Annotated in this window: 22 protein-coding genes and 3 pseudogenes; 19 read left to right on the forward strand and 6 right to left on the reverse strand. The window is 42.0% G+C overall.

Going from position 1 to position 24,168, the window contains the following annotated elements; translation table 11 throughout:
• Nucleotides 1–185: 185 nt before the first annotated feature.
• The 5 genes and pseudogenes from FCR06_RS14560 to FCR06_RS14585 form a co-directional block, all read right to left on the reverse strand.
• Nucleotides 186–1,269 (reverse strand): annotated as a pseudogene (locus tag FCR06_RS14560) (IS630 family transposase).
• A 69-nt stretch (nt 1,270–1,338) separates the two neighbouring features.
• Nucleotides 1,339–1,641 carry an acyl carrier protein gene (locus tag FCR06_RS34600; RefSeq protein WP_317616823.1) on the reverse strand — a complete coding sequence of 101 codons (303 nt, stop codon included), beginning with the start codon at nt 1,639–1,641 and terminating at the stop codon, nt 1,339–1,341.
• Nucleotides 1,642–1,734: 93 nt separating this feature from the next.
• Nucleotides 1,735–2,580 (reverse strand): annotated as a pseudogene (locus tag FCR06_RS14565) (acyltransferase domain-containing protein); the annotation flags it as partial.
• 402 nt (nt 2,581–2,982) lie between these two features.
• Nucleotides 2,983–5,761: pseudogene (locus FCR06_RS33555) on the reverse strand (amino acid adenylation domain-containing protein).
• 370 nt (nt 5,762–6,131) lie between these two features.
• Entirely contained in the window at nt 6,132–6,281 is a 150-nt protein-coding gene (locus FCR06_RS14585) for a hypothetical protein (protein ID WP_223280143.1), read from the reverse strand.
• Between the two features lie 514 nt (nt 6,282–6,795).
• Here FCR06_RS14585 and FCR06_RS14590 point away from each other — a divergent pair.
• The 19 genes from FCR06_RS14590 (at nt 6,796) to FCR06_RS14675 (ending at nt 23,109) form a co-directional block, all read left to right on the forward strand.
• The gene (locus FCR06_RS14590) at nt 6,796–8,133 is read left to right on the forward strand and encodes a coproporphyrinogen-III oxidase family protein (RefSeq protein WP_189523428.1); all 1,338 of its coding nucleotides are present in this window, start codon (nt 6,796–6,798) and stop codon (nt 8,131–8,133) included.
• A 47-nt stretch (nt 8,134–8,180) separates the two neighbouring features.
• Nucleotides 8,181–8,417 carry an acyl carrier protein gene (locus tag FCR06_RS14595; protein WP_138500837.1) on the forward strand — a complete coding sequence of 79 codons (237 nt, stop codon included), beginning with the start codon at nt 8,181–8,183 and terminating at the stop codon, nt 8,415–8,417.
• Nucleotides 8,414–8,932, forward strand: a complete 519-nt coding sequence (locus FCR06_RS14600) for an SRPBCC family protein (RefSeq protein ID WP_138500839.1) — start codon at nt 8,414–8,416, stop codon at nt 8,930–8,932. The genes FCR06_RS14595 and FCR06_RS14600 overlap by 4 nt, the downstream gene beginning before the upstream one ends.
• Entirely contained in the window at nt 8,929–9,384 is a 456-nt protein-coding gene (locus tag FCR06_RS14605) for a hypothetical protein (protein WP_138500841.1), read from the forward strand. The genes FCR06_RS14600 and FCR06_RS14605 overlap by 4 nt, the downstream gene beginning before the upstream one ends.
• A gap of 2 nt (nt 9,385–9,386) precedes the next feature.
• The gene (locus FCR06_RS14610) at nt 9,387–9,860 is read left to right on the forward strand and encodes a hypothetical protein (protein WP_138500843.1); all 474 of its coding nucleotides are present in this window, start codon (nt 9,387–9,389) and stop codon (nt 9,858–9,860) included.
• Nucleotides 9,861–9,968: 108 nt separating this feature from the next.
• Complete coding sequence (locus tag FCR06_RS14615) at nt 9,969–11,219, forward strand: NAD(P)/FAD-dependent oxidoreductase (RefSeq protein ID WP_138500845.1); 1,251 nt, start codon at nt 9,969–9,971, stop codon at nt 11,217–11,219.
• Between the two features lie 29 nt (nt 11,220–11,248).
• Entirely contained in the window at nt 11,249–12,004 is a 756-nt protein-coding gene (locus FCR06_RS14620) for a DUF2461 family protein (RefSeq protein ID WP_189523429.1), read from the forward strand.
• On the forward strand, nt 11,986–12,741 hold the full coding sequence (locus tag FCR06_RS14625; protein ID WP_138500849.1) for a cyclase family protein: 756 nt from the start codon (nt 11,986–11,988) through the stop codon (nt 12,739–12,741). The genes FCR06_RS14620 and FCR06_RS14625 overlap by 19 nt, the downstream gene beginning before the upstream one ends.
• 87 nt (nt 12,742–12,828) lie before the next feature.
• The gene (locus tag FCR06_RS14630; RefSeq protein WP_138500851.1) at nt 12,829–13,320 is read left to right on the forward strand and encodes a hypothetical protein; all 492 of its coding nucleotides are present in this window, start codon (nt 12,829–12,831) and stop codon (nt 13,318–13,320) included.
• A 32-nt stretch (nt 13,321–13,352) separates the two neighbouring features.
• Nucleotides 13,353–14,633, forward strand: a complete 1,281-nt coding sequence (locus FCR06_RS14635) for a beta-ketoacyl-[acyl-carrier-protein] synthase family protein (RefSeq protein ID WP_138500853.1) — start codon at nt 13,353–13,355, stop codon at nt 14,631–14,633.
• Entirely contained in the window at nt 14,626–15,828 is a 1,203-nt protein-coding gene (locus tag FCR06_RS14640; RefSeq protein WP_138500855.1) for a beta-ketoacyl-[acyl-carrier-protein] synthase family protein, read from the forward strand. Before FCR06_RS14635 ends, FCR06_RS14640 begins: the two co-directional genes overlap by 8 nt.
• Nucleotides 15,821–15,958, forward strand: a complete 138-nt coding sequence (locus FCR06_RS32640) for a hypothetical protein (protein WP_189523430.1) — start codon at nt 15,821–15,823, stop codon at nt 15,956–15,958. The genes FCR06_RS14640 and FCR06_RS32640 overlap by 8 nt, the downstream gene beginning before the upstream one ends.
• Before the next feature lie 40 nt (nt 15,959–15,998).
• Complete coding sequence (locus tag FCR06_RS14645; RefSeq protein ID WP_138500857.1) at nt 15,999–16,634, forward strand: glutathione S-transferase family protein; 636 nt, start codon at nt 15,999–16,001, stop codon at nt 16,632–16,634.
• Nucleotides 16,635–16,743: 109 nt separating this feature from the next.
• Nucleotides 16,744–17,469 (forward strand): glutathione S-transferase family protein, encoded by a 726-nt coding sequence (locus tag FCR06_RS14650; protein WP_138500859.1) that lies wholly within the window; start codon nt 16,744–16,746, stop codon nt 17,467–17,469.
• A 283-nt stretch (nt 17,470–17,752) separates the two neighbouring features.
• A complete protein-coding gene (locus FCR06_RS14655) occupies nt 17,753–18,754 on the forward strand; it encodes an acetylserotonin O-methyltransferase (protein WP_223280144.1) in 1,002 nt (333 codons plus the stop codon).
• A gap of 14 nt (nt 18,755–18,768) precedes the next feature.
• Nucleotides 18,769–19,683: a glutathione S-transferase family protein gene (locus FCR06_RS14660; protein WP_223280145.1), complete on the forward strand. Its 915-nt coding sequence runs from the start codon at nt 18,769–18,771 to the stop codon at nt 19,681–19,683.
• Between the two features lie 271 nt (nt 19,684–19,954).
• Nucleotides 19,955–21,166: an ABC exporter membrane fusion protein gene (locus FCR06_RS14665; RefSeq protein WP_223280146.1), complete on the forward strand. Its 1,212-nt coding sequence runs from the start codon at nt 19,955–19,957 to the stop codon at nt 21,164–21,166.
• Between the two features lie 26 nt (nt 21,167–21,192).
• Nucleotides 21,193–22,374, forward strand: a complete 1,182-nt coding sequence (gene devC, locus FCR06_RS14670) for an ABC transporter permease DevC (protein ID WP_138500861.1) — start codon at nt 21,193–21,195, stop codon at nt 22,372–22,374.
• Nucleotides 22,375–22,380: 6 nt separating this feature from the next.
• Entirely contained in the window at nt 22,381–23,109 is a 729-nt protein-coding gene (locus FCR06_RS14675; RefSeq protein ID WP_138501053.1) for a DevA family ABC transporter ATP-binding protein, read from the forward strand.
• Nucleotides 23,110–23,410: 301 nt separating this feature from the next.
• Here FCR06_RS14675 and FCR06_RS14680 read toward each other — a convergent pair whose 3' ends face one another.
• A complete protein-coding gene (locus tag FCR06_RS14680; protein WP_138500863.1) occupies nt 23,411–24,166 on the reverse strand; it encodes a DUF1822 family protein in 756 nt (251 codons plus the stop codon).
• Nucleotides 24,167–24,168: the final 2 nt, after the last annotated feature.

Genomic DNA, 24,168 nt, shown 5'->3' on the forward strand with positions numbered 1-24,168 from the left:
TTAACAAGTTGATGCATTAGGGCCAGTTAGATTGGAAAGTGCATTATTTTGACAAATCTAGTAATCTTAAATCATTTATGATAAATTTAGAAACAATTAGACGAATATAATTCGCTACTTAATAAAATTTTACTATATTATTATTCGTATTTTTTCACAATTAATTTAGAACTGCTATAGGACTCCTATTTGATTTTTGAAAAAACACCGTACATCTGGAGAGTAGCGAAATCAAAGGYAGTGTGTCGGATAAACCACTTCTTCCATCCACTTTAAATGAGAAAATGTTGGAATTAAAGCACAAAAACGTCGAACCCATGTTTTAGCCTGCAACCAAATATCCTCAATGGGATTTTGTACTGGGCAATTAGGAGCAAAGCGAACGCAATGTATTTTCCATTGTTCAGATGACAACCCAAGATTTACCTCGTCCAAAAAACCTCGAACTTCTTTAGAACGGTGGTAACTAGCGCCATCCCAAAAAATTAGTAATTGCTGGTCGGGAGAGTCAGCTAGCAGATATTGTAGGTAATCAATAATATTTTTGGAATTTCCGGCATCATAAGCTTTGAGAACTAATTTTCCTTGCAGATAGTCAATTGCCCCATAGTATGTCTGCTTATCTCGCTCGTTAACAACTGGGACTGCTATTTCTTGGTCACTTTTTCCCCATACGTAACCACTTAAATCTCCCTACATTAAATGGCATTCATCAATTAGCAGTACTCTCAACTTTCCTGTTTCGATTTCCACGCTTGTGATGTGCCAGCAATGTCTCAATCTCTTTTTTTTTGCTGCAACAGCATCAAGGTCGGCTTTGGGATTCAGCTTTGTGGTTTTCTTCCAACTGATGTCAGCGGCATCAAACAAGTCATAGTAACTTTGTTTTGAATCATAAACTACGTCGTACTCAAAAGCTAGTTTGTACTCCAGTTCACTCAGTTCCCAACAGTTCTTAGTTTGCAGCCAACTCAATACTTCTTCTCGCTGTTCAACACTCAGGTAGCTTTTTCTTCCTTTGTAGTTCAAGCACAGTCCATTAATTACATTCTGCTCATAGGCTTGTTTCCAAGCTGTTATTCAGCCTAAAGACACATCTAAAATAGCTTGAATTTTTTCGTACAAGTAATCTTGGTAAACCAATTTGACTGCCAAAGCTTTTCTTGCTTCACGAGCATCACGACAAGCTGCTATAAAATCTTGTAATTCAGCGATCGCAGTTGCCACTCCTCTAGGTAGTGTTGCCGTTTGTAGATGCTGATCGTTCATTGTCTTCTATTACACTTTTACACTCATCCGTATTATCTCGTAATTTTTTTCAAAAATCAAATAGGATTCCTATAGCTTTAATTCAGCTTGAATGCGGTCTTTTAATTCCAGACACATTAAGGAATCCATTCCCAAGCTACTTAAAGATTGCTGTATATCTAGTTGAGCAACAGGAATCTGTAAGGTTTTTGCTATTTCTGCCAACAAATAAGAACGTAATGATTGAGGGCGATCGCTATTATTAGGTATTACTGTATGAGAAATCAAACTATCATTTCTTGCTACTGTTTGATTGCGCTCAACTTTTACTGTTTCCACCCAATAGCGTTGACGTTGCCAGGGATAAGTCGGTAAATTAACTCGTTGTCGCACATACTCTTGGTCAAAACCCAACCAATTTACTGATACCCCCCGGACGTAAAGTTCTGCCAAGCTTTGGAGTAAAACTCGCCATTCCTCTTGTCCTTGACGCAAGCTAGGAAGCCAAGTTGCTGTCACTTCTGCCAGACAATGACGACCCATACCTAATAATATTGGTTTTGGCCCGATCTCTACAAACACGTCATAACCATAAATATGCAATGTTTCCATACTGCGGGCAAATTGTACTTCCTGACGTAAATGACGACACCAGTATTCAAGAGCAAGCATTTCAGTCGTTAGCTGTCCAGTAACATTAGAGATGATGTCGATTTCTGGAACGTTATAGGTAACAGTCGCAGCAATCTGACAAAACTCTGCTAACATTGGCTCCATCAAAGGTGAATGAAAAGCGTGGGAGGTTTGTAGCTTTTTAGTCTTAATCCCTGCGGCTTCTAACGCTATACAAATTTCTTGAATTGCCTGTTTTTCTCCAGAAATTACTGTGTTTTACAGTCCATTGCAGGCAGCAAAGCTGACTTTTTGCTCATCGATTGCTGTAATTGTCTGAATGGTTGTCTTGGAAGCAAATACTGCTACCATCTCTCCGGCTTGCGGTAGGTTCTGCATCAGGCGTGCCCTTTGTGCAACTAGCTTCAGTCCATCCTCCAAGCTCAAGACTCCTGCCACACAAGCCGCTATATATTCGCCGAGACTATGACCCATGACGGCACTTGGCTCGACTCCCCAAGACTTCCAAAGTTGCACCAGGGCGTATTCTAGAGCAAATAAGGCAGTTTGAGTATACGCGGTTTGCTCTAGAGGTGAAGAAGCCTCTTCTGGATAAAGGACTTGTAGCAGTGGTTTTTCTAAGTAGGGACGCAGAATTTCATTACAATAGTCCAGGGTTTGTTGAAAGAGCGGCTGGGTTTCGTATAATTGACGACCCATGTTTAAATACTGAGAGCCTTGTCCAGTGAATAGAAACGCTACTTTTGGGTGTTTTTTAGCGTTGTGACTAGTTTCATTTCAATATCCTTGGTATTAATTATACCTATTGCACAAATATTAGAAAATAAGAGTTTCAGGTTCAGAGGTACGCAGAGTAATATCGTGTTCAGTTAAAGACTTATCATTTTGACCGCAGGAGGGTAGAGGGGCAGAGGTGCAGAGGGGAGGGGTTTTCGGGTTTTATGCATAGATTCGGGAATTATAACTAATTAGCCGGACTTGATATAACAAGAATCTTCTAGCAATCCTAAATTATTTATGAAACACTTTCTTTGTTTGGCGGTTCGTGAAAAAAGTAATTTTTCCAAATGACATAGGATTGCTATACCTGTTAAGCCTTTATTATTTGCTCAACAAACGATTTTGAGACCTTAACTGCCTTTGTTGATTCATAGAAGTTCTGCGAACATGACGATTATGAGATTGTTCGTAACTTGGCACAGAAACAGACTTTTCATTTAAATTCTGGGTTAAGCGTTTAGCTAAAGAGTGAATAGTCGGGTATTTAAACATTTCAACCATCGATAATTGAGAAAAAATCTTTTCCAGTTTGTGATGAATCTGCACCATCAGTAATGAATGACCGCCCAAATCGAAGAAGTTGTCATTAATACCCACCTTTTCTAATTGAAGTATTTTTTCCCAGATAGCTGCAATCAAGATTTCGGTTTCGGTTTGAGGCATTTGATAATTAACTGCTATCTCTGGGCGCAAACTTTGAGGAGCTGGTAAAGCACGGCGGTCTACTTTGCCATTAGGTGTCAGTGGTCAAGCTTCCAGCATGACGAAAGCGGATGGAACCATGTAATCAGGCAGTTTTTCTTTGAGAACGCGACGCAATTCAGTAGTTGTTGGTGCTAGTTCCTGCGGTACGATGTAGGCGACTAAGCGGCGATCGCCAGGAACATCTTCGCGGGCAATAACTAGCGTCTGGAGTACACTTGGCTCTTGACTGAGTACAGCCTCTATCTCTCCTAACTCAATCCGGAAACCACGTATTTTTACGAGAAAATCGATACGTCCCAGGTATTCAATACTATAGTCGTTCAGATAGCGAACTAAGTCCCCAGTTTTGTAAAGCCGTGCGGAATTAGAGAATTGGTCTTCTCTTACCCCTCTGCTCCCCTGCTGCCCTTTCCCCCCTATTCCCAGAGGGGACCCCGAGTCCTCCCTGCCTCTATAGAAGGGATTGCGGATAAATTTGTCTTGTGTCAACTCAGGACGGTTAAGGTAGCCTCGCGCTAAACCTGCGCCACCGATATGCAATTCTCCAGGTACGCCGATGGGAACTGGTTGCAGGTGCCGGTCTAAGATATAAACTTCAGTGTTGGCAATCGGATGACCGATAGAAATCAATTCTTCTTGAGACTCGACTTGAGAAACTAGCGACCAGATGGTAGTTTCCGTTGGGCCATAAACATTCCACAAGGAAGTACTCCTTGCTTGTAATTGATTGGCTAGCTTTTGAGGTAAAGCTTCACCCCCGCAAAGTATTTTTAATTTATGGGAGTCTTGCCATCCAGCTTCTAGCAGTAATCGCCAGGTTGCTGGGGTAGCTTGCATAACTGTAGCGCCGGAGTCGATTAGCAAATCTAACAACTGTTTACCATCAATTGTGACTTCACGCTTTGCCATCACTAAGCGGGCACCTACAATTATTGGCAGAAAAATTTCTAAAGCAGCAATGTCAAAGGTAAAAGTCGTCACTCCCAGAAGTACATCGTCTGCCGTCATTCCTGGCTGTTGGCGCATACTACATAAGAAATTGACCACAGCACTATGTAAAATTTGTACGCCTTTGGGTTTGCCTGTAGACCCAGAAGTGTAGATGGTATAAGCCAAGTTGTGGGATGTCACCTCAGCGATCGCATTTTTCTGACTTTGCTGGGCGATGCTAATCACTGTCTAGACAGACAACAGCCTCATGCTTGGGTAAACCTGCCACAAGGTGCTGTTGCGTCAACAGTACTGACACTTGAGCATCCGATAACATGAAACTCAAGCGTTCATCTGGATAATCTGGGTCTAGAGGTACATAAGCTCCACCCGCCTCGACCTGAGAAACTATCGGTGGTGATTTTTTGCCACCTCCAGAAACAAATAAAGTGCTTTCAGCCATACCATAACAGGGGTAAAACGCTTCTCGACGGAAACCGCAAGCTGCGAAAGTGGCTGCAAATCGATCTAGCGTTTGGGCACGAATGTACTCAGCACCATTGAAAGCTAAACTCCAACTGCTCAAATCTAGACCCTGACGCTGTTCTGGTGTAATCTTGTGAACGCACAAGTCATAAGCAAAATTAGGGCCGCCACTGGTAGTTGCTTTGTAGCGAGAAATTGCTTTGAGCCAACGCAAAGGTTGCTGGAGAAATTCTACAGGTGACATCAGAATGCTTGGTACCCCTAGATACAGGGGTTATAGCACATTACCAATCAATCCCATGTCATGGAATAGCGGCAACCAACCAACAACTAAACTTTCTTCTGTATGTTGGAATGACCTGCGGATCATTTCCTCGTTGTGTAGTAAATTACCATGAGTAAGCATTACACCTTTTGGTGTACCTGTAGAGCCAGAAGTGTACTGGAGAAAAGCTAAGGTGTCGGCATTCACTTCTGGTTTTTGCCAATTTGATGCCAATTGACTGTTGACATTATCAGTAGCCAACCATTGCAGAGATGCCAATTCTGGACTTTCAGCCAACCGACCTTGCAAATTAGTCAACACTCAGGTTGTGGTGAGTGCTACCTTTGCATCCGCATCTGAAACGATCGCTTGCAGCCTTGATAGATTCTGATTGCGTCGTGGCGGATAAGCCGGAACAGCCACCGTTTGAGAATACAAACATCCAAAGAAAGCGGCAATAAATTCTAGTCCTGGTGGGTAGAGCAACAAAGCACGAGAACCTGCAACTCCCAAGGATTGTAATTGTACTGCGAGCGCTCTTGCCTGCCGATCTAATTCTTCATAAGTCAGGCTTGCTTTTTTTATTTCTCCATCCTCTAGAAAGGTAAAAGCTACTTTACTTGGTTGAACAACAGCTTTATAGCGTAGAAGATTTACGAGAGTGGTGATGTCTTGAGAAAATTCTAAATTCAAGTAATGAGATGTAATAATCATATGCGATTTCTCTAAAAATTGAATACAAGGTAACTCTGGACTCTCCATTTTAAGAATTAGTCCAAATAATATTKAGGRAAATGAGATTACTACTAGTACTAAATCAAGTTAAATTTGACAGCGAACATTTATCATTACTCAGCTTATTCTTATTCCCAGGCTGTTAACACCCGTTCCAGAGAATTAACACAGGACTTACGCAACTGGCACAAATAGCGGGCGGGGCTACACCCCGCCACACAACAATTTAAATCAAACCAAGCACATAGGAATACTTGGGCGTTTTAGTTGCTGAATTAAATAATTAGACAGCAAATTATGCTTGATTTGATAAACAGTTTGGCCAGTTTGATAGGGGAAATTCTTTAATCTAACCCAAACCAACATAACCATTGGTATCAGGCTCAACTACCTCTTTCACGTTATCCCAAAGTAATCGAGGTCTTAATTTTTCTCTCTTCAAATAGTAGTTAATTGCATCATGACTAATAGTCTCTAAATCCTCTGCCAAATTGGTCATCGTATAATTAATTTGACTACTTAATAAGTATTGGCAGTAATTAAGCTTGAGTTATCTCATTACCGTAAACAACATTTATCTCATACAACCTCTACCTATTTTCTCATGAATATTTCATGCTTTGCTTTCAATACACCAGCTTCTATTACGAATTCAAGACTTTTAAAATCAGATTAAACTAATACCTATGTACTATTAATTAGCGATCGCTCTGTGCCAGTTGCGTAAGTCCTGGAAATAATGCGACAGTGACAAGCCGACAACACTAACTTTTTGCTGGACTATGTAAAGTTATATTAATTGCATAAAAAAAGCTATAAGTCAAGCTCTGTACTAGTTTCAGCTATTTAAAAGGTATAAATAATGTTTCTCACTCTGTGCATTAAATCTCTAGATTATTTCCAATGCTGTCTATAGAAATAAATCATTGATAGTTATGTTGACCTTAGACAGTAACAGAACCAAACCTTATCCCGAGAAATGTAGACTCCCATTTATTTTATACCCTCCTGCCATGTGGGAAAATCCCTTAGGCAGCAATTTTGTTCAATCGCACTTAGGATTAAACGAATCGGCAGGAGACTATGTTGTTTACATTTCCATTCCCTTCTGTCGAGTTCGCTGTAAAGCTTGTCCCTACTTCGTGCAGATATTAAGTGAAAACGATTCAGCTGATTACGAAGAGCGGTATGTAGATGCGCTCATTAAAGATATTCGTCGCTGGGGTAGTTATCCACGCTGGCGTGATGGTTCCTTACGAGCGATTTATATTGGTGGTGGAACTGGTTCAATTCTCAAAACCTACAACCTTAAGCGCGTTGTTGATGCTTTGTTTGAAAGCTTTCCGGTGGCAAATGACTACTCTTTGACATTAGAAGGCAACGCCAGAGACTTCACCGAAGATAAGCTAGATTACGTTGCCAACTCACCCATCAACCGTGTAAGTCTTGGTGTGCAGTCTTTTGATGAAACCGTATTGCGTATTGTCGGGTCCCCCCATGCGGCGGAGTCCAGCCTTGCAACCATCAATGGTCTCAATAAGCGTGGCTTCAACAATATCCAGATGGACATGATGTACAACATGCCAGGTCACACCATTGAAGCCTGGAAACGTGATTTGAAGATGTTGGAGAGTCTCGATATTAAACATTTCACCATCTATCTCTACCGCATCCATGAAGGGACACCGCAGGATATGTTAATCAAAAAGGGAGAAGTCCCTCCTGTGTTTGACCCCGATTCTGAATATGTAATGAGTATGTATCAGGAAGCGGTGAAGTACGCTGACAAGCTGGGGTACAAAATGTACATGTTCGACCATTTTGCTCAGTCAGGGTATGATAACCCGTACAATTGGTATACGTTCAAAGAAGCTCGTGATGCTTTAGGCATTGGGGCGGGAGCATATAGTTTTATCAACAGTTACCGCACCGGCACCAAAAAAGACGTTGACAGTTACATTGAGACGGTCAATCGAGGTGAGCACATGATTACGGCGGTTTCTAACCACATGTCTCCTAGAATCCGTAAAGAGCGTTACGCAATCTTTGCCTTCCAATATTTTGACATTGAGTTTGCCGCTTATCGCCAACAGTTTGGCTGCGAATTTTTAGACGATTTTGGCGATATCGTTACGAAATTGCAAAATAAAGGATTAGTCGAAATTCTCAGCGATCGCATCATCATGACCGAATTAGGCAAAGAGTGGCGTATGAACGTCTTACTAGAATTTGTCAACCCCAGCTTCTGGGGAGACATCTCAGCCATTGAGCAACCCAACTGGGCAATGAATATCTCTATGGTCGATTTAGTTGCCAGTAAACGTGAACGCTGGCTAGGTGAAGTATTTTAATAACCTGATTTGACTATTTCACAAATAAATCAGACAAGGAAAACAAGATGAGCATCGCAGAGATTTTGAGTGTTCTCAAAGGAATGGACATTGAAACAACCGATCTAAATGCTTCTTCTATGCTAGGAGAAAACATCGGTATGGATTCTCAAGAGATTGTAGAGTTGCATTGCAATCTAGAAGAATATTTTAGTGTTGAACTTCCTCCTAATATTTTGAGCAAAAGCTTTTCTCTAGGAGAATTAACTCAGTTTGTCCAACAGTTTATCGGAGTTCCCCAATGACCACAGATAAGGGTTTTGAGTTCAATTGTCAAACTAGTATTGTCATTGATCGCGAGGTTGAAACAGTTTATCAAGCACTATTTCACCTCCAAGACTGGCCGAAATTACTGCCCCACGTTAAGCAAGTGAATGTGCTTTATGATGACGGCAACTACCAAGAATTTACCATGACTGTACTCTCTGAGAAAGATGCTGGAGCTTTAAAAGTCAGGTCAGTACGGTTGTGCGATGCTGACAAGCGGCAGATTGGATTTTTCCAACCAGAACCACCACCATTTCTTAAACACCATGCCGGCGGTTGGCAATTTATTCCTCTAACAGACAAACAATGCCAGGTAATAACCTTCCACAACTGGAATCTCAATCATGAAAAGTCCGCAGATATCTTTGGACAAGATGAAAGTAACTATGAACAAAGAGTATCTAGCCTACTGTTAAATCATGCTAACTTTGCTCTAGAAAACTGGAAACGCATTCTCGAAACTGACATAGTAGCAAACGGGAGACAATCGTGATTGCTGAAACCATTTTTATTGAACAAACCATCGACAAGGTGTTTGATGCATTTGCCAATTTGAGTAATTGGCAAAAGGTACTTCCAGATGTCTTAGACGTGCAAACTCTTTACGACGACGGCTATCATCAAGAGTTTTTAATGACCGTTGATCGTCCTAACGGGGCTGAGACAATCCGAGGTATCCGCTTTTGCTGTCCTAATGCTCGCATTGAATTATTTCAGCCTGTCCCACCACCTGGTTTTAAAAGCATGACAGGTTGCTGGACATTCGAGGAGCATCAAGGTGTGGTTCAAGTCACAGCCCAACGCTGGTTTGAACTCCTACTTCCCGACGCAACTACCAAAGATGAGGACAAAGCAACAGCTTATCAAGACGTAGAAACAAAATTACGCGGCTATCTACACCACAATCTGGGTCTGTTTAAAACCAGTTTAGAGGGGGTGAGATAAGAATGAAAACCTTGTGTGTCAAAGCTACTGTCGCTGCACCCGTCTCTCAGGTTTTTAATGACTTGTGGCAGATGCAACAGTTCCAAAATATTTGGCAGCCAATCACACAAACAGTTATTAAATATGACGATGGAACCCATCAAGAGTGCGTGATGTGGGTAGAGCGAGCAGGGCGACAAGAAAATCTGCGTGTCATCCGCTTTCGTTGTGGACAAGACATTCTCTTTTTTAATCCTGAGCCACCACCAATGATGAGTTTTCATCAAGGTGCTTGGCGATTATTCCCAACCTCAGATGGGGGATGTGTGATTGTTGCCGAACGCAAGTATGAATTGCTGTGCCATCCCACAGAAACAGATGAAGAATATTTGGGCTGGACAGAACAATTTCACGCATCTTTTCAGGTACGCCTAGAAACCTTGCTGAAGACTTTTCAGCATCACTATGAACAATATTTCAGTAGTAGAGCGGCATAAAATCTACTCGGCGAAGTCGGCATTAGTTAACTAAGGTAGCATCCCAGTTTCAACCTAAATATTCCAAAATGGGATGCTCCCATTCATATACACTATTAGTGCTTAGTTATGTCTAGTGAATTTCATGATGTTATTGTCATTGGGGCTGGGCCAGGCGGAGCGACAGTTGCCAATCTTCTTGCCCAACAAGGGTTAGACGTGCTGATGATTGATCGGGGTGTCCAACCCACTCCTCAAATTCCTCAAACTTGCTTTGGTCTGCGATCGCCATTATTGTCACGTCTAGGCATTGCTGAAAAGTTTCCAACAGCTATTAAAGAGCCTCAGCCAGTTCGTTTTGTGGTCCCAGATGATACCTGTGACATCCAAATGACAGTCAAACTGAGTCAACCCACTAATGACTATCAAGGGATGTGTCTTAATCGGTCAGAATTTGACCAAATGTTGGTGAATAGCGCGATCGCTCATGGAGTTACCTACGCCTCAGCCAGCCTAGTAGAAGCATTGATCTCAACAGACAAACAAATTACTGGTGTTCGTTGTCGAACATCAGAAACTGTACAGGAATATCAAGGCAAGGCTGTAATTGATGCTAGTGGAAAGTTTTCCTTAATCCCTGCTTATCTGGGTTTGAAAGAAGAAAGCAACCAACTTGATGAACGGATTGCTGTGTTTTCTCACTTTGTCCATCCGGCGTTTCAGGAATTGCTTCCTGATGGGGGAATGACAGTGATTGCTGTCGATGGTGGCTATATTTTAATTGCTCCATTGCTTGGCGATCGCGTTAGTGTGGTGACAGTGCTAGCTCAAGCCAAAGCTACTGCTTATGACAGCGATCGCACCCAATTGTTTTATTCTCTGATTGCCACTTGGAAGCCATTAGCCCAAGCGATCGCTGTTTCTGAGCAAGTTCTGCCAGTCTTACCTGTGATTAATAAAACTTGGACGTGCCGACAATTTTCTGGTTCGGGGTTTCTCATTGTGGGAGAAGCAGGCGTATTTGCCGATCCTTTCTTCTCCAATGGGGTAGCCGTGGCGATGGATAGTGGAGAAATAGCCGCCGACACTTTAGCCGCTTGTCTTAAACAAGGTAAGGCTTGGACACACGAGGGTTTTGCCGCCTACGACGAACAACTACGGACACTGTTCCAGCAGCGACAACAAGAAGCAAAAACTTGGTTAGATAGCTTACCATTGCAGCAATTAAGAATGTCCTGTGCCGATCCGCATCTGCCTTGGGGAGTACCTTTGGCTTTCCTGAATTTAATTGCAGGTATTGGCTCTACAAACCAGACAAGGCTAACTACACCAACTTCCGCTATGACAGTAGCGCGTCAAGCTTATGCAACTATTAGTTAAAGAGAGTTTTTGTAGTAGGCCTTATATCTGTGTATCAATCTGTACCAACTGCCTTCCCGCTTCGTCAGCCAACATTTCAATTCTTGCAAGCATTAGCTGAAAATAATTCTAAAACATGGTTTGATGAACAGCGTCAACGCTACCAGTTTGAAGTTGTTACCCCTATTCGCAATTTGATTGAGTCTTTAGCACCGTTTCTCACCAAGCTCAATCCTGATTTGGATGTTTCCTATCGCGTCAATACCACTGTGATGCGGATCAATCGCGATCGCCGTTTCGCCCCAACATCTCCTCCCTATCGCACCTATATCAAAGTCTCCTTTCCCATTCGAGGGCGTAAGTGGTCAGAAGACCCCGTATTTGGATTTGGGATCTTCCCGAATTATTTTTATGTAGCTTTCCGTAATGCTGGCAAACAAAGAAAATCTTTTATACAACAATATGCTCACAATCTGACAGCCCATCAACAACTATTTGAGCAGTGGTTAGAGTGCTGTCAAGTCTCTCAAAAACTGGCTTTCTTAGGCGGTGAGCATGATGCTATTGAAGTGCTATCTCCCTGTAGCCCCGCATTTGAGGATTGGCGTCAGCATTTAGAACCTACAGTTGGACAAGTGTGGACTTGGGAAAAATTGAGACAGGCAGAGGGGTTGTCTCTCAATCAAGTTGTCGATCTTTTGGTAAGGCTTTACTTTCTCAAGTTAATGGCACTTAGCGACAATCTTGAACAAGATGCTGACCATTATTTCACTGTGGTGAGGGAATTATGCAGTTCTTCGATTTAAGTGTGACTTTAGAACCAACCCCTAGTGAACCAGTTCCGGTTGAAATCGACTATGTTAGTCATGCTGAAGGAGCGGATATACTAGGGAAACCGATTGGTATTGACCGACAGGCATTCCCTGACCAAATGGGCTTGTCCTTGGAATATGTGCGGTGTACCACTCACTCCGGTACTCATTTAGACGCTCCTGCCCACTACGGCCCCCTTTGTGCAGGAGAAATAGCCAAAACGATTGAAGAATTACCTCTAGAGTGGTTTTTTCGAGATGGTGTACTCTTGGATTGTTCTGGAGGCCCTGCTAATCAGCCCGTGAGTTGCAGTGAAATTCAACACCAGTTGGAAGCGATCGCTTACTCACTCAAACCCTTTGATATTGTTTTAGTGCGGACGGGTGCTGAACGACTTTGGGGCAAGGCAGAGTATTTTACAGATTTTCGGGGAGTTAGCCGTGAGGCAACTGCTTGGTTAGTCAATCAAGGCATCAAAGTGATTGGAGTTGATAGCTTTGGGTTCGATCCACCCTTTCACCGGATGCTAGAGGACTATCATCATACCCAAGATTCTGATGTCTTATGGCCAGCTCATCTTTACGGACGCAAACGGGAGTATTGCCAAATTGAGCGGTTGACTAATTTGGAGAAGTTGCCTGTCTATTCAGGTTTTACCGTGGCTTGTTTCCCGATTAAGTTGCGTCGCTGTGGTGCAGGTTGGAGTCGGGTTGTTGCAATGATTTGTTGAGTGTCATTTTGTGTTTAAAAACACAAAGGTACGCAGAGTTTGTTTCAGAGTCAAAATTACAGATTTTTGAGTTGAGAAATTGTAATTATGAATTTTACCGTTTATTTTTGTTCTGTCTCGATCGTGGCAACTGCTAATTCTGTTGCCAATTTTCTCTGCCTTGTTCCCAATTTACCCCGGTGGACGAAGTTTTTCTTGCAAGTTGGTTCGGCTAACCAGGGACGTTATGCTGTCCAAACCAAGTTTGGTGAAGCTACAACTTGGATCGAACAAGTTCAGACTGAAGCTGGAAAACAACTGATTATTAACTCTTTAATCGGAAATCGACTGGAGTCTGCTTATATCAACCTGACTGGAGAGAATGACAACACTCAAGTAACTTTTGAAATTCGTCTACCAGCAAATTGGACATTTGAACAGATTGAATCTCAGTTAGATCAATTACAGCAGGAATTATACCAACTCAAAGCTCTTGTTGAAATTGAGTATGGTTTAGCCCAGGTGAGCCGAGAAATCAACAAACAAGAGCGATTACTTGCACTTTCAGAAAATCGTCTCAACCCTACCCTTTTGGCTTGATTTCGTATAACTGCTAAGGAACTGTAAAGACTATGAGTCAAAAAGTTGTGATTACAGGGATGGGAACTCTTAATCCCAATGGTAAAAGTGTAGGGGAGTTTTGGAAAAATTGTTGCCAAGGACGTTCTGCTGTTCGTCAGATTACTGCCTTTAAAATCCCCCAAACCCAAAGCCAAATGGCAGGGATTGTTGATGACTTTGATCCTTGGGAAAGTATTCCTCACTTACCCCCTACCCTAGATCGGAGTACGCTTTTTGCCCTAGTTGCCACTCAAGAAGCCCTCAAATCAGCAGGGTTGTTTAACCTAGAGCGTTCTTGGAATCACCAACGTTGTGGTGTGTTTATCTCGACAGCCATTGCTCAGATTACCAAAATGGAGCAGTCATTTGTCCATCAAAGTCGGGGAGGACACAAGCCTTTACAAGCTATACAGCCCTTTGCAGCATCTCGCTCTCTATTGGATGCCTTTGGCTTCAATAGCACGGCTAAATGTCTCGCTCGCCACTTTGGTTTGGGAGGGGGATACACAACAGTGACCACAGGTTGCACAGGTGGACTGGATGCCATTGGCTACGCCCTAGAAGCAATTCGCTCAGGAGTAGTGGATGTGGCAGTAACTGGCTCTACAGAAGCTCCGATTACCCCCCTAACCGTGGCTGCCTTTGGTAAAATTGGTGCAACCTCCCTACGTAACGCTGAACCCCAGCAAGCGAGTCGTCCCTTTGATTACGATCGCGATGGCTTTGTTTTGGCTGAAGGCTGTGGCATCTTAGTAGTGGAAAGCTTAGACCATGCCCAGGCGCGGGGAGCCACAATTTTGGCTGAAGTTGCTGGCTTCGGCAGTGTCAATAATTATTATCACATGACAGATATTCCCCAGGATGGACTGCGGATTGCTAAATCAGTACAATTAGCGCTCCAAGATGCAGGTATTACTACTGATGAAATTGACTCGATTAATGCTCATGGTTCTTCTACGCCTCAGAATGATGTAGCGGAAGCCAATGCATTTAGACATCTGTTTGGAGACCGTGCCTCTACAATTCCAGTCACATCTACTAAATCGCAAATTGGTCATCCCCTCTCAGCTTCTAACAGTATTGAAGTCATTGCTTCGGTTCTTTCTCTGAGGACAGGTATCATTCCACCAACGATTAACCTAACGCAACAAGACCCCCTCTGCCCTCTGAATGTGGTAGCCAATGAAGCTCGTCAACAATCGAGCCGTTGCCTTCTCAAAACTAGTAGTGGATTTTCAGGTATTCATTCGAGCTTAGTAATCCGTAAATATGAGGAGGTAGGTAATGTCTAACCAACACCGTTGCGTTATTTCTGGAATTGGTTTGGCTACACCTGCTGGTAGCGATTTAGAAACAGTTTGGCAAACTCTGGCTAAAGGTACTCCTCTTTTTCAACCTCTAAAAATATTTAACGACGAGCCAGCTGAGCAATGGGTTGCCTGTGTCGATGATGACCAATTAGACCACAATCTGAGCAAGCGTCAGTTAAAAAAATTGGATCGGTTTACAATTTTGTCTTTAGCTGCTGTCAATGGAGTTTTACAAGATTCCCAGTTTCCTTTAAATGACCAAACGCGCGATCGCCTTGGCATTTTGATGGGGAACTGCACGGGTGGGTGGTCTTATGTCGAACCGATGATGTACCCGCTTTACACCGAGGGTATGCAAGCGATTAACCCTTATGTGGCGACAGCTTGGTTTCCCGCAGCTCCTCAAGGTGAAATCTCGATTTTGTATAGCATTGGCGGTTACAGCAAGACGATCGCCGGGGAACGGATCAGCGCTGGTCTAGCCCTCGAACAATCGATGTGGCTGATTGAAAGGCAGCGATTGGATGCCCTGTTAGTAGGCGGTGCGGAGTCCCCTTTGAGTGCCTTAGTGTTAAACGCCTTTCGAGAAGATGGGCAAACCTCAGCACAAAATCAATATCGACCTTTTAGCCAAGAAGCAGATGGCTGTTTGTTAGGAGAAGGCGCAGCGATCGTACTGTTGGAATCTCAGGAACAGGCGCAAGCACGGGGAGCCAAGATTTACGCAGAAGTTCTAGCAATCGCTAGGGGAATGTGCCTAGAAGGGTGCTTACGTCGTTGCTTAGAAATTGCCCAGCTATCCCCCCAAGACATTGATTATGTTTTGTTGGATGCGTTCGGAACGCCCGAAAAGGATGGTGAGGAATACCATGCTCTCCACGCAGTCTTCGGAAACCATGAGCAGTTGGCTATGAGTTCCCCAAAATCCATGTATGGCAATTTAGTGGGGGCAAACATGGCATTAGACCTGGCGCTAGCTTGTCTGAGTTTAGAGCGGCAGACTGTTCTACCGACTTGTTTGCAGACAGGTTCGCTGAAAGTACCACCTCTAGGTCAGCATATCGTAGGAAAGTCTCAGCCTCGTCTGTTAAATCATATCTTGGTCAATGGACGCGATCGCGATGGACAGAGTGTTGTGGTTCTTCTGGGGCAACCAGCCTCTCAACCCCTTGATTAAACAATTCGCAATTACGTTTTGTGATAGCGAAGCGTTAGCGAGTCTTGCCTACGGCACGCTGCGCGAACGAGCGTCTGGGGATTTAGACCCCAACACAAAACAAGCTTTGGCATTGGGGATGGGGTTTTAAACCCCTTTTAGTAGGATAATTTTCATTACAAAGAATTGCAATGCATCAACTTACCCTCCACTACTTTCCTAAATCTTCTTGCAGCCGTAAAGTTCTTTTAGTTCTGCTCTATAAAGGTATCCCTTATGACGAAATTATTGTCAACCTAGAACAGGGACAACAAAAAAGTTTAGATTTTCTACGGCTGAACCCCCACGGTCAAGTGCCTGTCCTTCAGTACCGTGACCACATCATTTACGACTCAGCCGTCATCAATGAATTTTTAGAAGAAAAATTCCCCGAACCTCCGTTATTACCACAAGATGAGGTTGAGCGAGCCAAGGTACGGATGAGTACGGTATATGCCGATCAGGTTTTTTATCCTCACATTTCTCGAATCTTGCGCGAGTTCCGCAAGCCAGTTGAGCAAAGAAACCAACCGTGGATTGAGACTGAACTAGCTCAATTTAAAAATAACGCCTTGTTGTTTTTAGAACAGAGTTTGCAAAAGCAAGCTAACTCCTTCCTGTTTGGCTCGTTTACATTAGCAGATATTGCTTATGCACCGGGTTTGGACACCTTACTTTGCATCAGTGGACTGACGCTAGAGGCTTACCCTGCTACACGGGTATGGTTACAAACAATAAGGCAATTGCCTGCTTTCAGGAAAACCTTGTCTTTAAGTTGTAGCAATTAAGGTTCACTGAAACATTCACTGTTGAGGCTCTGTGTAAAACAATCTTAAGAAATTCAACAAAGGGTTGTAGAAATAAGAAATGTGACGATACTTTCTAGGAAGATTAGCCATGAAAAAAATTGAAGTGTTTGTTTGGTCTGGAATTAATGGCCTCCCCTCTTCTTCTCCTTTTTGTTTGAAAGTCATTGCAGCTCTGCGTTATAAGCAAATTGACCATCAGATCACCGTTGTTGATCGCCCTCCTAGCTGGCTCAAACGAGGTAAACTTCCTGCGATTAAAATTGATGGCCAAATCGTTGAAGATTCTACCAATATCTTAAACTTGCTTGACGAGCTAGTCCCTAATCGCGCTCTGTTGTATCCAACCGATGAACAAAAACGAGCTGAAACGCTCTTATTAGAAGACTGGAGTGACGAATCTTTTTACTGGTTTTTAGTCTATTCTCGCTGGGTCATCTTAGAACATTTTAACCAATTTAAGGCAGCCGCTTTTAAAAACCTTCCTGCCCCACTACGCCCGATTATTCCTACACTTATCCGTCAGAAGGTACTCAAACGACTTGAGGCCCAAGGCATTGCTCAACTACCTTCATCAGAGCGGCTGAAGCGTTTTCAAGAAGCCTGTTGGTGTTTGGAACAGAAACTTGGCGAGCGATCATTTTTAATCGATGAAGCGATCACCGCCGCAGATTTGGCAGTCTTTTCGATTCTGCAAATTATTAAACAGTCCCAACTCGATGATTTATCAGCAGTGTTGTCTGAGTATTCGTTACTCACTCGGTGGTTAGACCAAATCGACACGACGATCAATCAGCCTACTCTGGCTTCTCTTTAGAAGATTTCCGATAGCTGAAGAAGCAATTATGAGAATCATTGGAACAGAAAACCGAGTTGATCTGAAAAATCTTATTGCATGGGGATTTTCTGAAGGGTTGTAGTAGCTCATTTGGAAAATAGCCAAGTAACTGCATAACCATAAAGTAAGGGTTTGAGCGTTTAAAAACTTTTGTAGTGTTCATGTAATATGACTTATCCCGGTTTTCTGTTCCGATGCTACTAATACCCAAATTGAATTACTTAGTAAAACAACCAAAAGTTACAAGAGGCAAGGATTTGTAATGGAAACACGTAATGAATTTGAACTGATCAAAATGATTGCGGCTCCCTGGATCTCCCAATCTATCTACGCTGTGGTCAAGCTGGGAGTGATTGATTTGTTAGTAGATGCGACAGATTATCAAGCTCTAGCTCAGAAAGTAAACGCGAACCCAGAAGTACTGTATCGCCTTCTTCAAGGACTGGTAAGCGTTGGGATTGTATCTGAAATTCGTCTTGGGACTTTTGTCTTAACTGATATTGGGTCACTGCTACTTTCAGGAGCAGCAGGAGGACTAAGTAGCCTTGCCTTACTGTGGGGAGAGGAGTTCTATCAAGCTTGGGGTAACGTGTTGGAGACTGTGCAAACAGGAAATACTGCTTTTGATCGCGTCTACAATACCAACTTATTTCAGTATCTCCATAGCAAACCAGAAGTAGCCAAGACCTTTAATGATGCGATGACGGGACTAGCTGCATTCCTCTACCCAAAAGTACTTACCACCTATGATTTTTCCAGTTGCAAACGACTGGTGGATGTTGGTGGCGGGTGCGGCACTTTGATCGGGCTAATCCTGGCCGCAAATCCTAGCCTCAAAGGAGTTCTATTCGATCAACCAGATGTCGTCACCCAAGCAAATACCGTATTGTCAGCTTACGGTGTCTTAGATCGCTGTGACATTGTTGGTGGGGACTTTTTTGAAACAGTTCCTACCGGAGGTGATACTTATGTGTTATCAAACATTATTCACGATTGGGACAACGACCGATCTCTATCAATATTAAACAATTGCCGCCGTGCAATCGATGAACAAGGACGCCTCTTACTGGTGGAAATGGTTTTATCTAATCAGCAAGAGCCAACATTAGCCCGGATGACAGATTTGAATATGCTTGTTCTGACTGGAGGTCGGGAGCGAACTCAAGAAGAGTTTACTTCTCTGCTGAGTAGTTCTGGCTTTGCTTTGAAGCGATTTTTACCTGTAGAGCAGGTAACTTGCATTGTTGAAGCAGTCCCAAATTAATCAGAGGACACAAAGTGGGTTACTTTGTTGACGGAAAGTGGATTATTGAAAGTAAACCTCCTAGCAAAAAAGGTGAGTATATGCGTACTCCGACAACTTTTCGGGAGCGCATTACCGCAGACGGCTCATCATCTTACCCTGCGACACCTCATCGTTATCATCTCTATGTAACTCTGTCTTGTCCTTGGGCGCATCGGGTTTTGTTGATGAGAAAGCTGAAGGGGCTTGAGAAGGCGATCTCGGTTTCCATTGCAGATCCAGTTGCTAGCAAGGATGGATGGGAGTTCACTGATCGACTAGGGTGTTTACCGGACACGGTGAACAATGCTAGGTTCTTGCGGGACATTTATATTCGTGCAAATTCTAATTATACAGGCAGAGCAACGGTTCCTGTTCTCTGGGATCAATTGACACAAACGATTGTCAATAATGAATCTCTAGAAATAATGAGAATGTTGGATTTGGAATTTGATGCTTGTGCTGAATCGTCAGTACATTTTTGTACTCGTGAGACAGAAGCGGCGATCGATGAGACTATTCAAGCACTTTACCCAATCAATAACGGTGTCTACCGTGTAGGCTTTGCCCAAACGCAGTCAATTTACGATGAAGCAATCGCCCAATTGTTTGCTGCTTTAGATTACTGGGAACAAGTTCTGGCTCACAATCGTTTTATTGGTGGTGAGGCTATTACTGAAGCAGATTGGTGTTTTTTTGTGACCTTGATTCGTTTTGATTGCGCTTATTATGAGGCATTTGAGTGCAACCAACGCCGAATTGTTGAGTATCCCAATTTGTGGCGTTACCTCCAAGAGTTATTTGCTATGCCTGGGGTAGCGCAGACATGTAATTTAGAGCATATTCGCCAGCATTATTTCCTTTCTTATCCTATGCGGCGCGATCGCTCTGTTACTGTTGGAGCTTGGTAATGATGTTTGATGTTAGTTAACAGATGCAAGAAATACAAGTTTTTTTGTTGCAGTATTTGTAGTTGCACTGTATTAGGAGCAATCTGAATTCTCACTTATTCAGGACTTATGCAAAATCATGAAAAAACGAACCACAGAGGGCGCAGAGGACACGGAGAAATAAGAGTTTCAGAGAGTGATTGCGTAAGTCCTATTCTTTACGAATGATGATTGCTCCACTGAGACGTTAATCGAGAAATTTAAAAGTTAAAAGCATAAAGGAGATTGTCTTGTGAAAAAGGCTACCATCTCACAGACCCCTCGCCTCAGACTGGGATTTTTAATCAATTTGATCGCACTAATTGGGTTGATTGGTGGTTTGTCAATTGTTAGTTTATACTATTTTCTGACTCGTTCTAGACCTGTAGAATCTAGCCTAGCCGCTAGTGCAACTCCTGTGGTTGTACCTCATAAAGTCACCGCTTTAGGTCGTTTAGAACCGCAAGGGAAAGTAATTGCTTTGGCAGCTTCCCCAGCAGGTGGAACCCGAATTGCTCAACTTTTAGTTGAGGAAGGCGATAAAGTTCAAGTTGGTCAAGTTGTGGCTATTTTGGATGGACATGACACCCTTGTTGCAACACTTGAGCAAGCTAAACGTCAAGTCAAGTTTGCCCAATCTCAATTAGCGCAAGTAAAGGCAGGGGCAAAAACAGGGGCTATTGAAGCACAGCATAAAAAAGTGGCGAGTTTAGAGGCAAATCTCCAAGGACAAATTGCCACTCAAAAAGCCAAAATTGCGCGTTTAAAAGCTGAATTTAGCAATGCAAAAGCTGAGAATCAACGTTATGAACTTTTACATCAAGAAGGAGCTATTTCTACGTCTTTATCGGATAGTAAACGACTAACAATGGATACCTTTAATTGGCAAATTCAAGAGGAGAAATTGAGTCTTGAACAAATGGTTAATACTTCCGAAAAGCAGATTCAGGAAGCTAGTTCAACTTTAGATCAGATTCGTGAGGTTCGTCCTGTTGATGTTGCTGTTGCTCAAGCTGATGTGGAAAGTGCGATCGCTGCTTTAAAAAAAACCGAATCTGATTTGAAGTTAAGCTATGTTCGTTCACCGATTAATGGTCAAGTTTTAAAGCTCAATACGCATCAAGGAGAAGCTATTAACAGTGCTACCAATACCACCAATAGCGGAATCATGAAGCTGGCCTATACAGAGCAAATGAATGTTGTTGCCGAAATCTATGAAACTGATATTCATCAAGTTCATCTAGGTCAAAAAGCCACAATTACTAGTGATGCTTTTCCACAAAAATTAACCGGAACAGTTATTTCTTCAGGTTTAGAAATTGGTAAACAAGATATTTTTAATGCTGATCCAGCAGCAGATGTTGATGCGAGAGTTTCAGAAGTGAAAATTCGTTTGTCTCCTAAAGATAGTCAACAAGTCAAAAGTTTAACCAATCTCCAGGTTGAGGTTAGCATTAATCTTTAAATTTCTATTAAATAGGAGGTCTAAATATGATAAATAGAATTTATTTGCCTTGGTTACAACTAACCTATAATAAATTCAAATTTGTAGTAGCTTTATCAGGAATTAGCTTTGCTGTTCTGCTCATGTTTATGCAACTAGGGTTTCGTAGTGCTTTATTTGAAAGTGCCGCTCGTTTACATAACGTTTTGCAGGGAGACATCATTTTAGTCAGTCCTCAATATATTTCTTTAGTTTCCTTTCGTCCTTTTTCAGAGCGAAGACTTTATCAAGCTCGTAAGTTTGAAGAAGTAGAATATGTAGCTCCTGTGTATTTAGATGCAGCACAGTTAACCAACCCAACTAATCGGTTAAAATATATGATTCTGACGATAGGATTCAATCCTGAGCGATGTATTCTAGATTTACCTGAAGTCTGCAAAAATCTCAAAGAAATTCGTCAAGAAGATAACCTACTTTTTGATGCCCTATCTCGACCTGAATACGGGATACAAGCTGATAAATTTAATCCGCAAAAACCGATTCATTTAGATGTAGGAGCGTCTGGTGGTGGCCCCTCACGGGAGGTAGTAATTAGTGACCTGTTTAAGTTAGGGCCATCTTTTAGTTATAACGGTCATTTGGTCACGAGCGATTTAAACTTTCTGCGGATTTTTGGTACCCGTTCTCAAAAAGGGTTGATTTCTCTTGGCATTATTAAATTGAAACAGGGGGCTAATGTTGAGCGCGTACTTAAAAATATGAGGACAACTTTACCTCATAAAGATGTCTTGATTTTATCCAAGCAAGAATTTATTGACTTGGAAAAGAATCATTGGAAAAATAACACACCTATTGGCTTCATTTTTGGTTTGGGGGCTGCTCTTAGCTTCGTTGTCGGTACGATTATTGTTTATCAGGTTCTTTATACTGATGTCTCAGATCATTTGGCTGAATATGCTACTCTCAAAGCGATTGGTTATAGAGATATATATCTTTTAAAAATTGTTTTTCAGTCATCTATTATTTTAGCCATATTAGGGTATATCCCAGGTTTAATTATTTCTTGGGGTTTATATGATATGGCTACACAAGCTACGAAATTACCTATTTACATGAACTTTGATCGACTTGTCTTTATTTGTTGCTCAACTATTTTTATGTGTTGTATTTCCGGCGCACTTGCTGTTAATAAACTCCGTTATGCTAATCCATCAGATATCTTTAAATAAATTATGATGTCTTCTCAAAAAATTATTGTTGCGACTGGGCTTAACCATTTTTTTGGTCGCGGTTTTTTAAAACAACAAGTCTTGTTTGATATTAACCTAGAAATTAACGCTGGAGAAATTATTATTCTGAGTGGGCCTTCTGGCTCCGGAAAAACCACGTTACTGACTTTAATTGGTGGATTGCGTTCTCTCCAAGCAGGAAGCTTGAAAGTGATGGGACAAGAACTCTATAGGGCTAGTAAAAATCAACTCATTCGTAACCGTCGCAACATTGGTTATATTTTTCAAGAACATAACTTATTGCAATGTTTAACGGCTCTGCAAAATACTCTAATGTCTCTTGAACTTCATCCCTCTTATTCTCAAAGAACTGCTTACGCTAGAGCCGAGGCGATCTTAAAGGAAGTTGGGTTAGCCCATAAAATACATCACTATCCCCGAAATCTCTCTGGTGGGGAAAAGCAAAGAGTCGCGGTAGCACGCGCTCTTATCACCTATCCTCAGCTTATTCTAGCTGATGAACCTACAGCTTCTTTAGATCGCAAATCAGGACGAGAGGTAGTAGATCTATTGCAACATTTAGCGAAAGAGCAAGGGTGTACTATTTTGATGGTGACTCATGATAATCGTATTTTGGACATTGCTGATCGCATTATTTATATGGAGGATGGTCACTTAATTGAGACAGGCTCATCTGTCAGCTATCATCTATCAAATTCAGTTGCAAATACTTGATGTTAAATAACACATTATTCTTGAATAATTCTTGAAGAGCTTTAATCCTGGCTCAAACAGAGGAAAAGCAGGTTCAGTTGCATTTAATCCTGGCTGAAAACAACGATGATTGCAGTTCGCTACAGCTACACCTAGTGAAGCACGAGTCAAGAAACATCGCCCCAAAGCTTATCCCTTAATGACAAAATCCCGGCATGAATTACGTAAACAATTACAAACTGCTTAATTGATAAGCGTTTCTGCTTTTCTTAGTGCCATTCATCTCACAGTGAGCCGGACAGCGAGCGCAAAACTATTCGGTCTACTGACATTCTTTTTTGCCTTTCAAACGTAATTGATATAGCTGCTGTCTCCATCGCTCTTCCGCTAGTAGTATTGCCCACTGTTCAAAAGACACTTCTAATCTGAGAGAATGAAGAGTTAGTTTACCTAGTTTTTGTAACAAAATCTCTACTTGATAAGGAGGCAAAGTAGGTAAAGAAGCAACAAACGGTTTTTCTTCTGGGCAAAGCTCCATTCCTACCCACATGACATTAAGATTTTCTATTAAATCCTTGCGTTCTAAAGAGTAAGTTCGTCTGATATTGTCTTTCTTGCCTTTCTTAATACTTCGATAAGTTGTAAATCCCCATACTCGCAGCCAAGATTCATCCTGCTCCAAATTCATCTGCACAGCTAGATAATAATTACCTGCCCAACTTGCAATATCTACCCATTCAAAAGGAACGCTAAAATCATCAATTTCTGTTGATTCACTGGGAATAATAATTATTTGCGTTTGCTTAAGTTCAACAACACTACCATTTACAAATTCCCAAATACTTAATCTACTCTGATAGTTTAAGTGTTCTAAAAAGCTGTCAGAGTCTAACTTATTTTCCTCATCCAGATAACTGATGATTTTATTAAAACATAAATAATTTACATAAGCATTTCGACAAGCAACATTATTAGAGTTGTTTTGACAGTGCTTTTCGGCTAGCTCTTGCTCTTGGTGAGATATTTCTAACCATAAATGTTTGGGAAAATGATAAATTAATTCCTTTAAACTTTGCATTC

Source organism: Nostoc sp. PA-18-2419, assembly GCF_005869855.1.
Lineage (GTDB): Bacteria > Cyanobacteriota > Cyanobacteriia > Cyanobacteriales > Nostocaceae > Nostoc.

What these genes read in the sequence shown, in the direction of transcription:
- FCR06_RS14625 (WP_138500849.1), top strand. Translation starts at nt 11,986, where the DNA reads ATGCAGTTCTTCGATTTAAGTGTGACTTTAGAACCAACCCCTAGTGAA.
- FCR06_RS14590 (WP_189523428.1), top strand. Translation starts at nt 6,796, where the DNA reads ATGTGGGAAAATCCCTTAGGCAGCAATTTTGTTCAATCGCACTTAGGA.
- FCR06_RS14610 (WP_138500843.1), top strand. Translation starts at nt 9,387, where the DNA reads ATGAAAACCTTGTGTGTCAAAGCTACTGTCGCTGCACCCGTCTCTCAG.
- FCR06_RS14630 (WP_138500851.1), top strand. Translation starts at nt 12,829, where the DNA reads ATGAATTTTACCGTTTATTTTTGTTCTGTCTCGATCGTGGCAACTGCT.
- FCR06_RS14585 (WP_223280143.1), bottom strand. Translation starts at nt 6,281, where the DNA reads ATGACCAATTTGGCAGAGGATTTAGAGACTATTAGTCATGATGCAATT.
- FCR06_RS14595 (WP_138500837.1), top strand. Translation starts at nt 8,181, where the DNA reads ATGAGCATCGCAGAGATTTTGAGTGTTCTCAAAGGAATGGACATTGAA.
- FCR06_RS14645 (WP_138500857.1), top strand. Translation starts at nt 15,999, where the DNA reads ATGCATCAACTTACCCTCCACTACTTTCCTAAATCTTCTTGCAGCCGT.
- FCR06_RS14640 (WP_138500855.1), top strand. Translation starts at nt 14,626, where the DNA reads ATGTCTAACCAACACCGTTGCGTTATTTCTGGAATTGGTTTGGCTACA.
- FCR06_RS14615 (WP_138500845.1), top strand. Translation starts at nt 9,969, where the DNA reads ATGTCTAGTGAATTTCATGATGTTATTGTCATTGGGGCTGGGCCAGGC.
- FCR06_RS14680 (WP_138500863.1), bottom strand. Translation starts at nt 24,166, where the DNA reads ATGCAAAGTTTAAAGGAATTAATTTATCATTTTCCCAAACATTTATGG.
- FCR06_RS14635 (WP_138500853.1), top strand. Translation starts at nt 13,353, where the DNA reads ATGAGTCAAAAAGTTGTGATTACAGGGATGGGAACTCTTAATCCCAAT.
- FCR06_RS14650 (WP_138500859.1), top strand. Translation starts at nt 16,744, where the DNA reads ATGAAAAAAATTGAAGTGTTTGTTTGGTCTGGAATTAATGGCCTCCCC.
- FCR06_RS14600 (WP_138500839.1), top strand. Translation starts at nt 8,414, where the DNA reads ATGACCACAGATAAGGGTTTTGAGTTCAATTGTCAAACTAGTATTGTC.
- FCR06_RS14655 (WP_223280144.1), top strand. Translation starts at nt 17,753, where the DNA reads ATGGAAACACGTAATGAATTTGAACTGATCAAAATGATTGCGGCTCCC.
- devC (WP_138500861.1), top strand. Translation starts at nt 21,193, where the DNA reads ATGATAAATAGAATTTATTTGCCTTGGTTACAACTAACCTATAATAAA.
- FCR06_RS14675 (WP_138501053.1), top strand. Translation starts at nt 22,381, where the DNA reads ATGTCTTCTCAAAAAATTATTGTTGCGACTGGGCTTAACCATTTTTTT.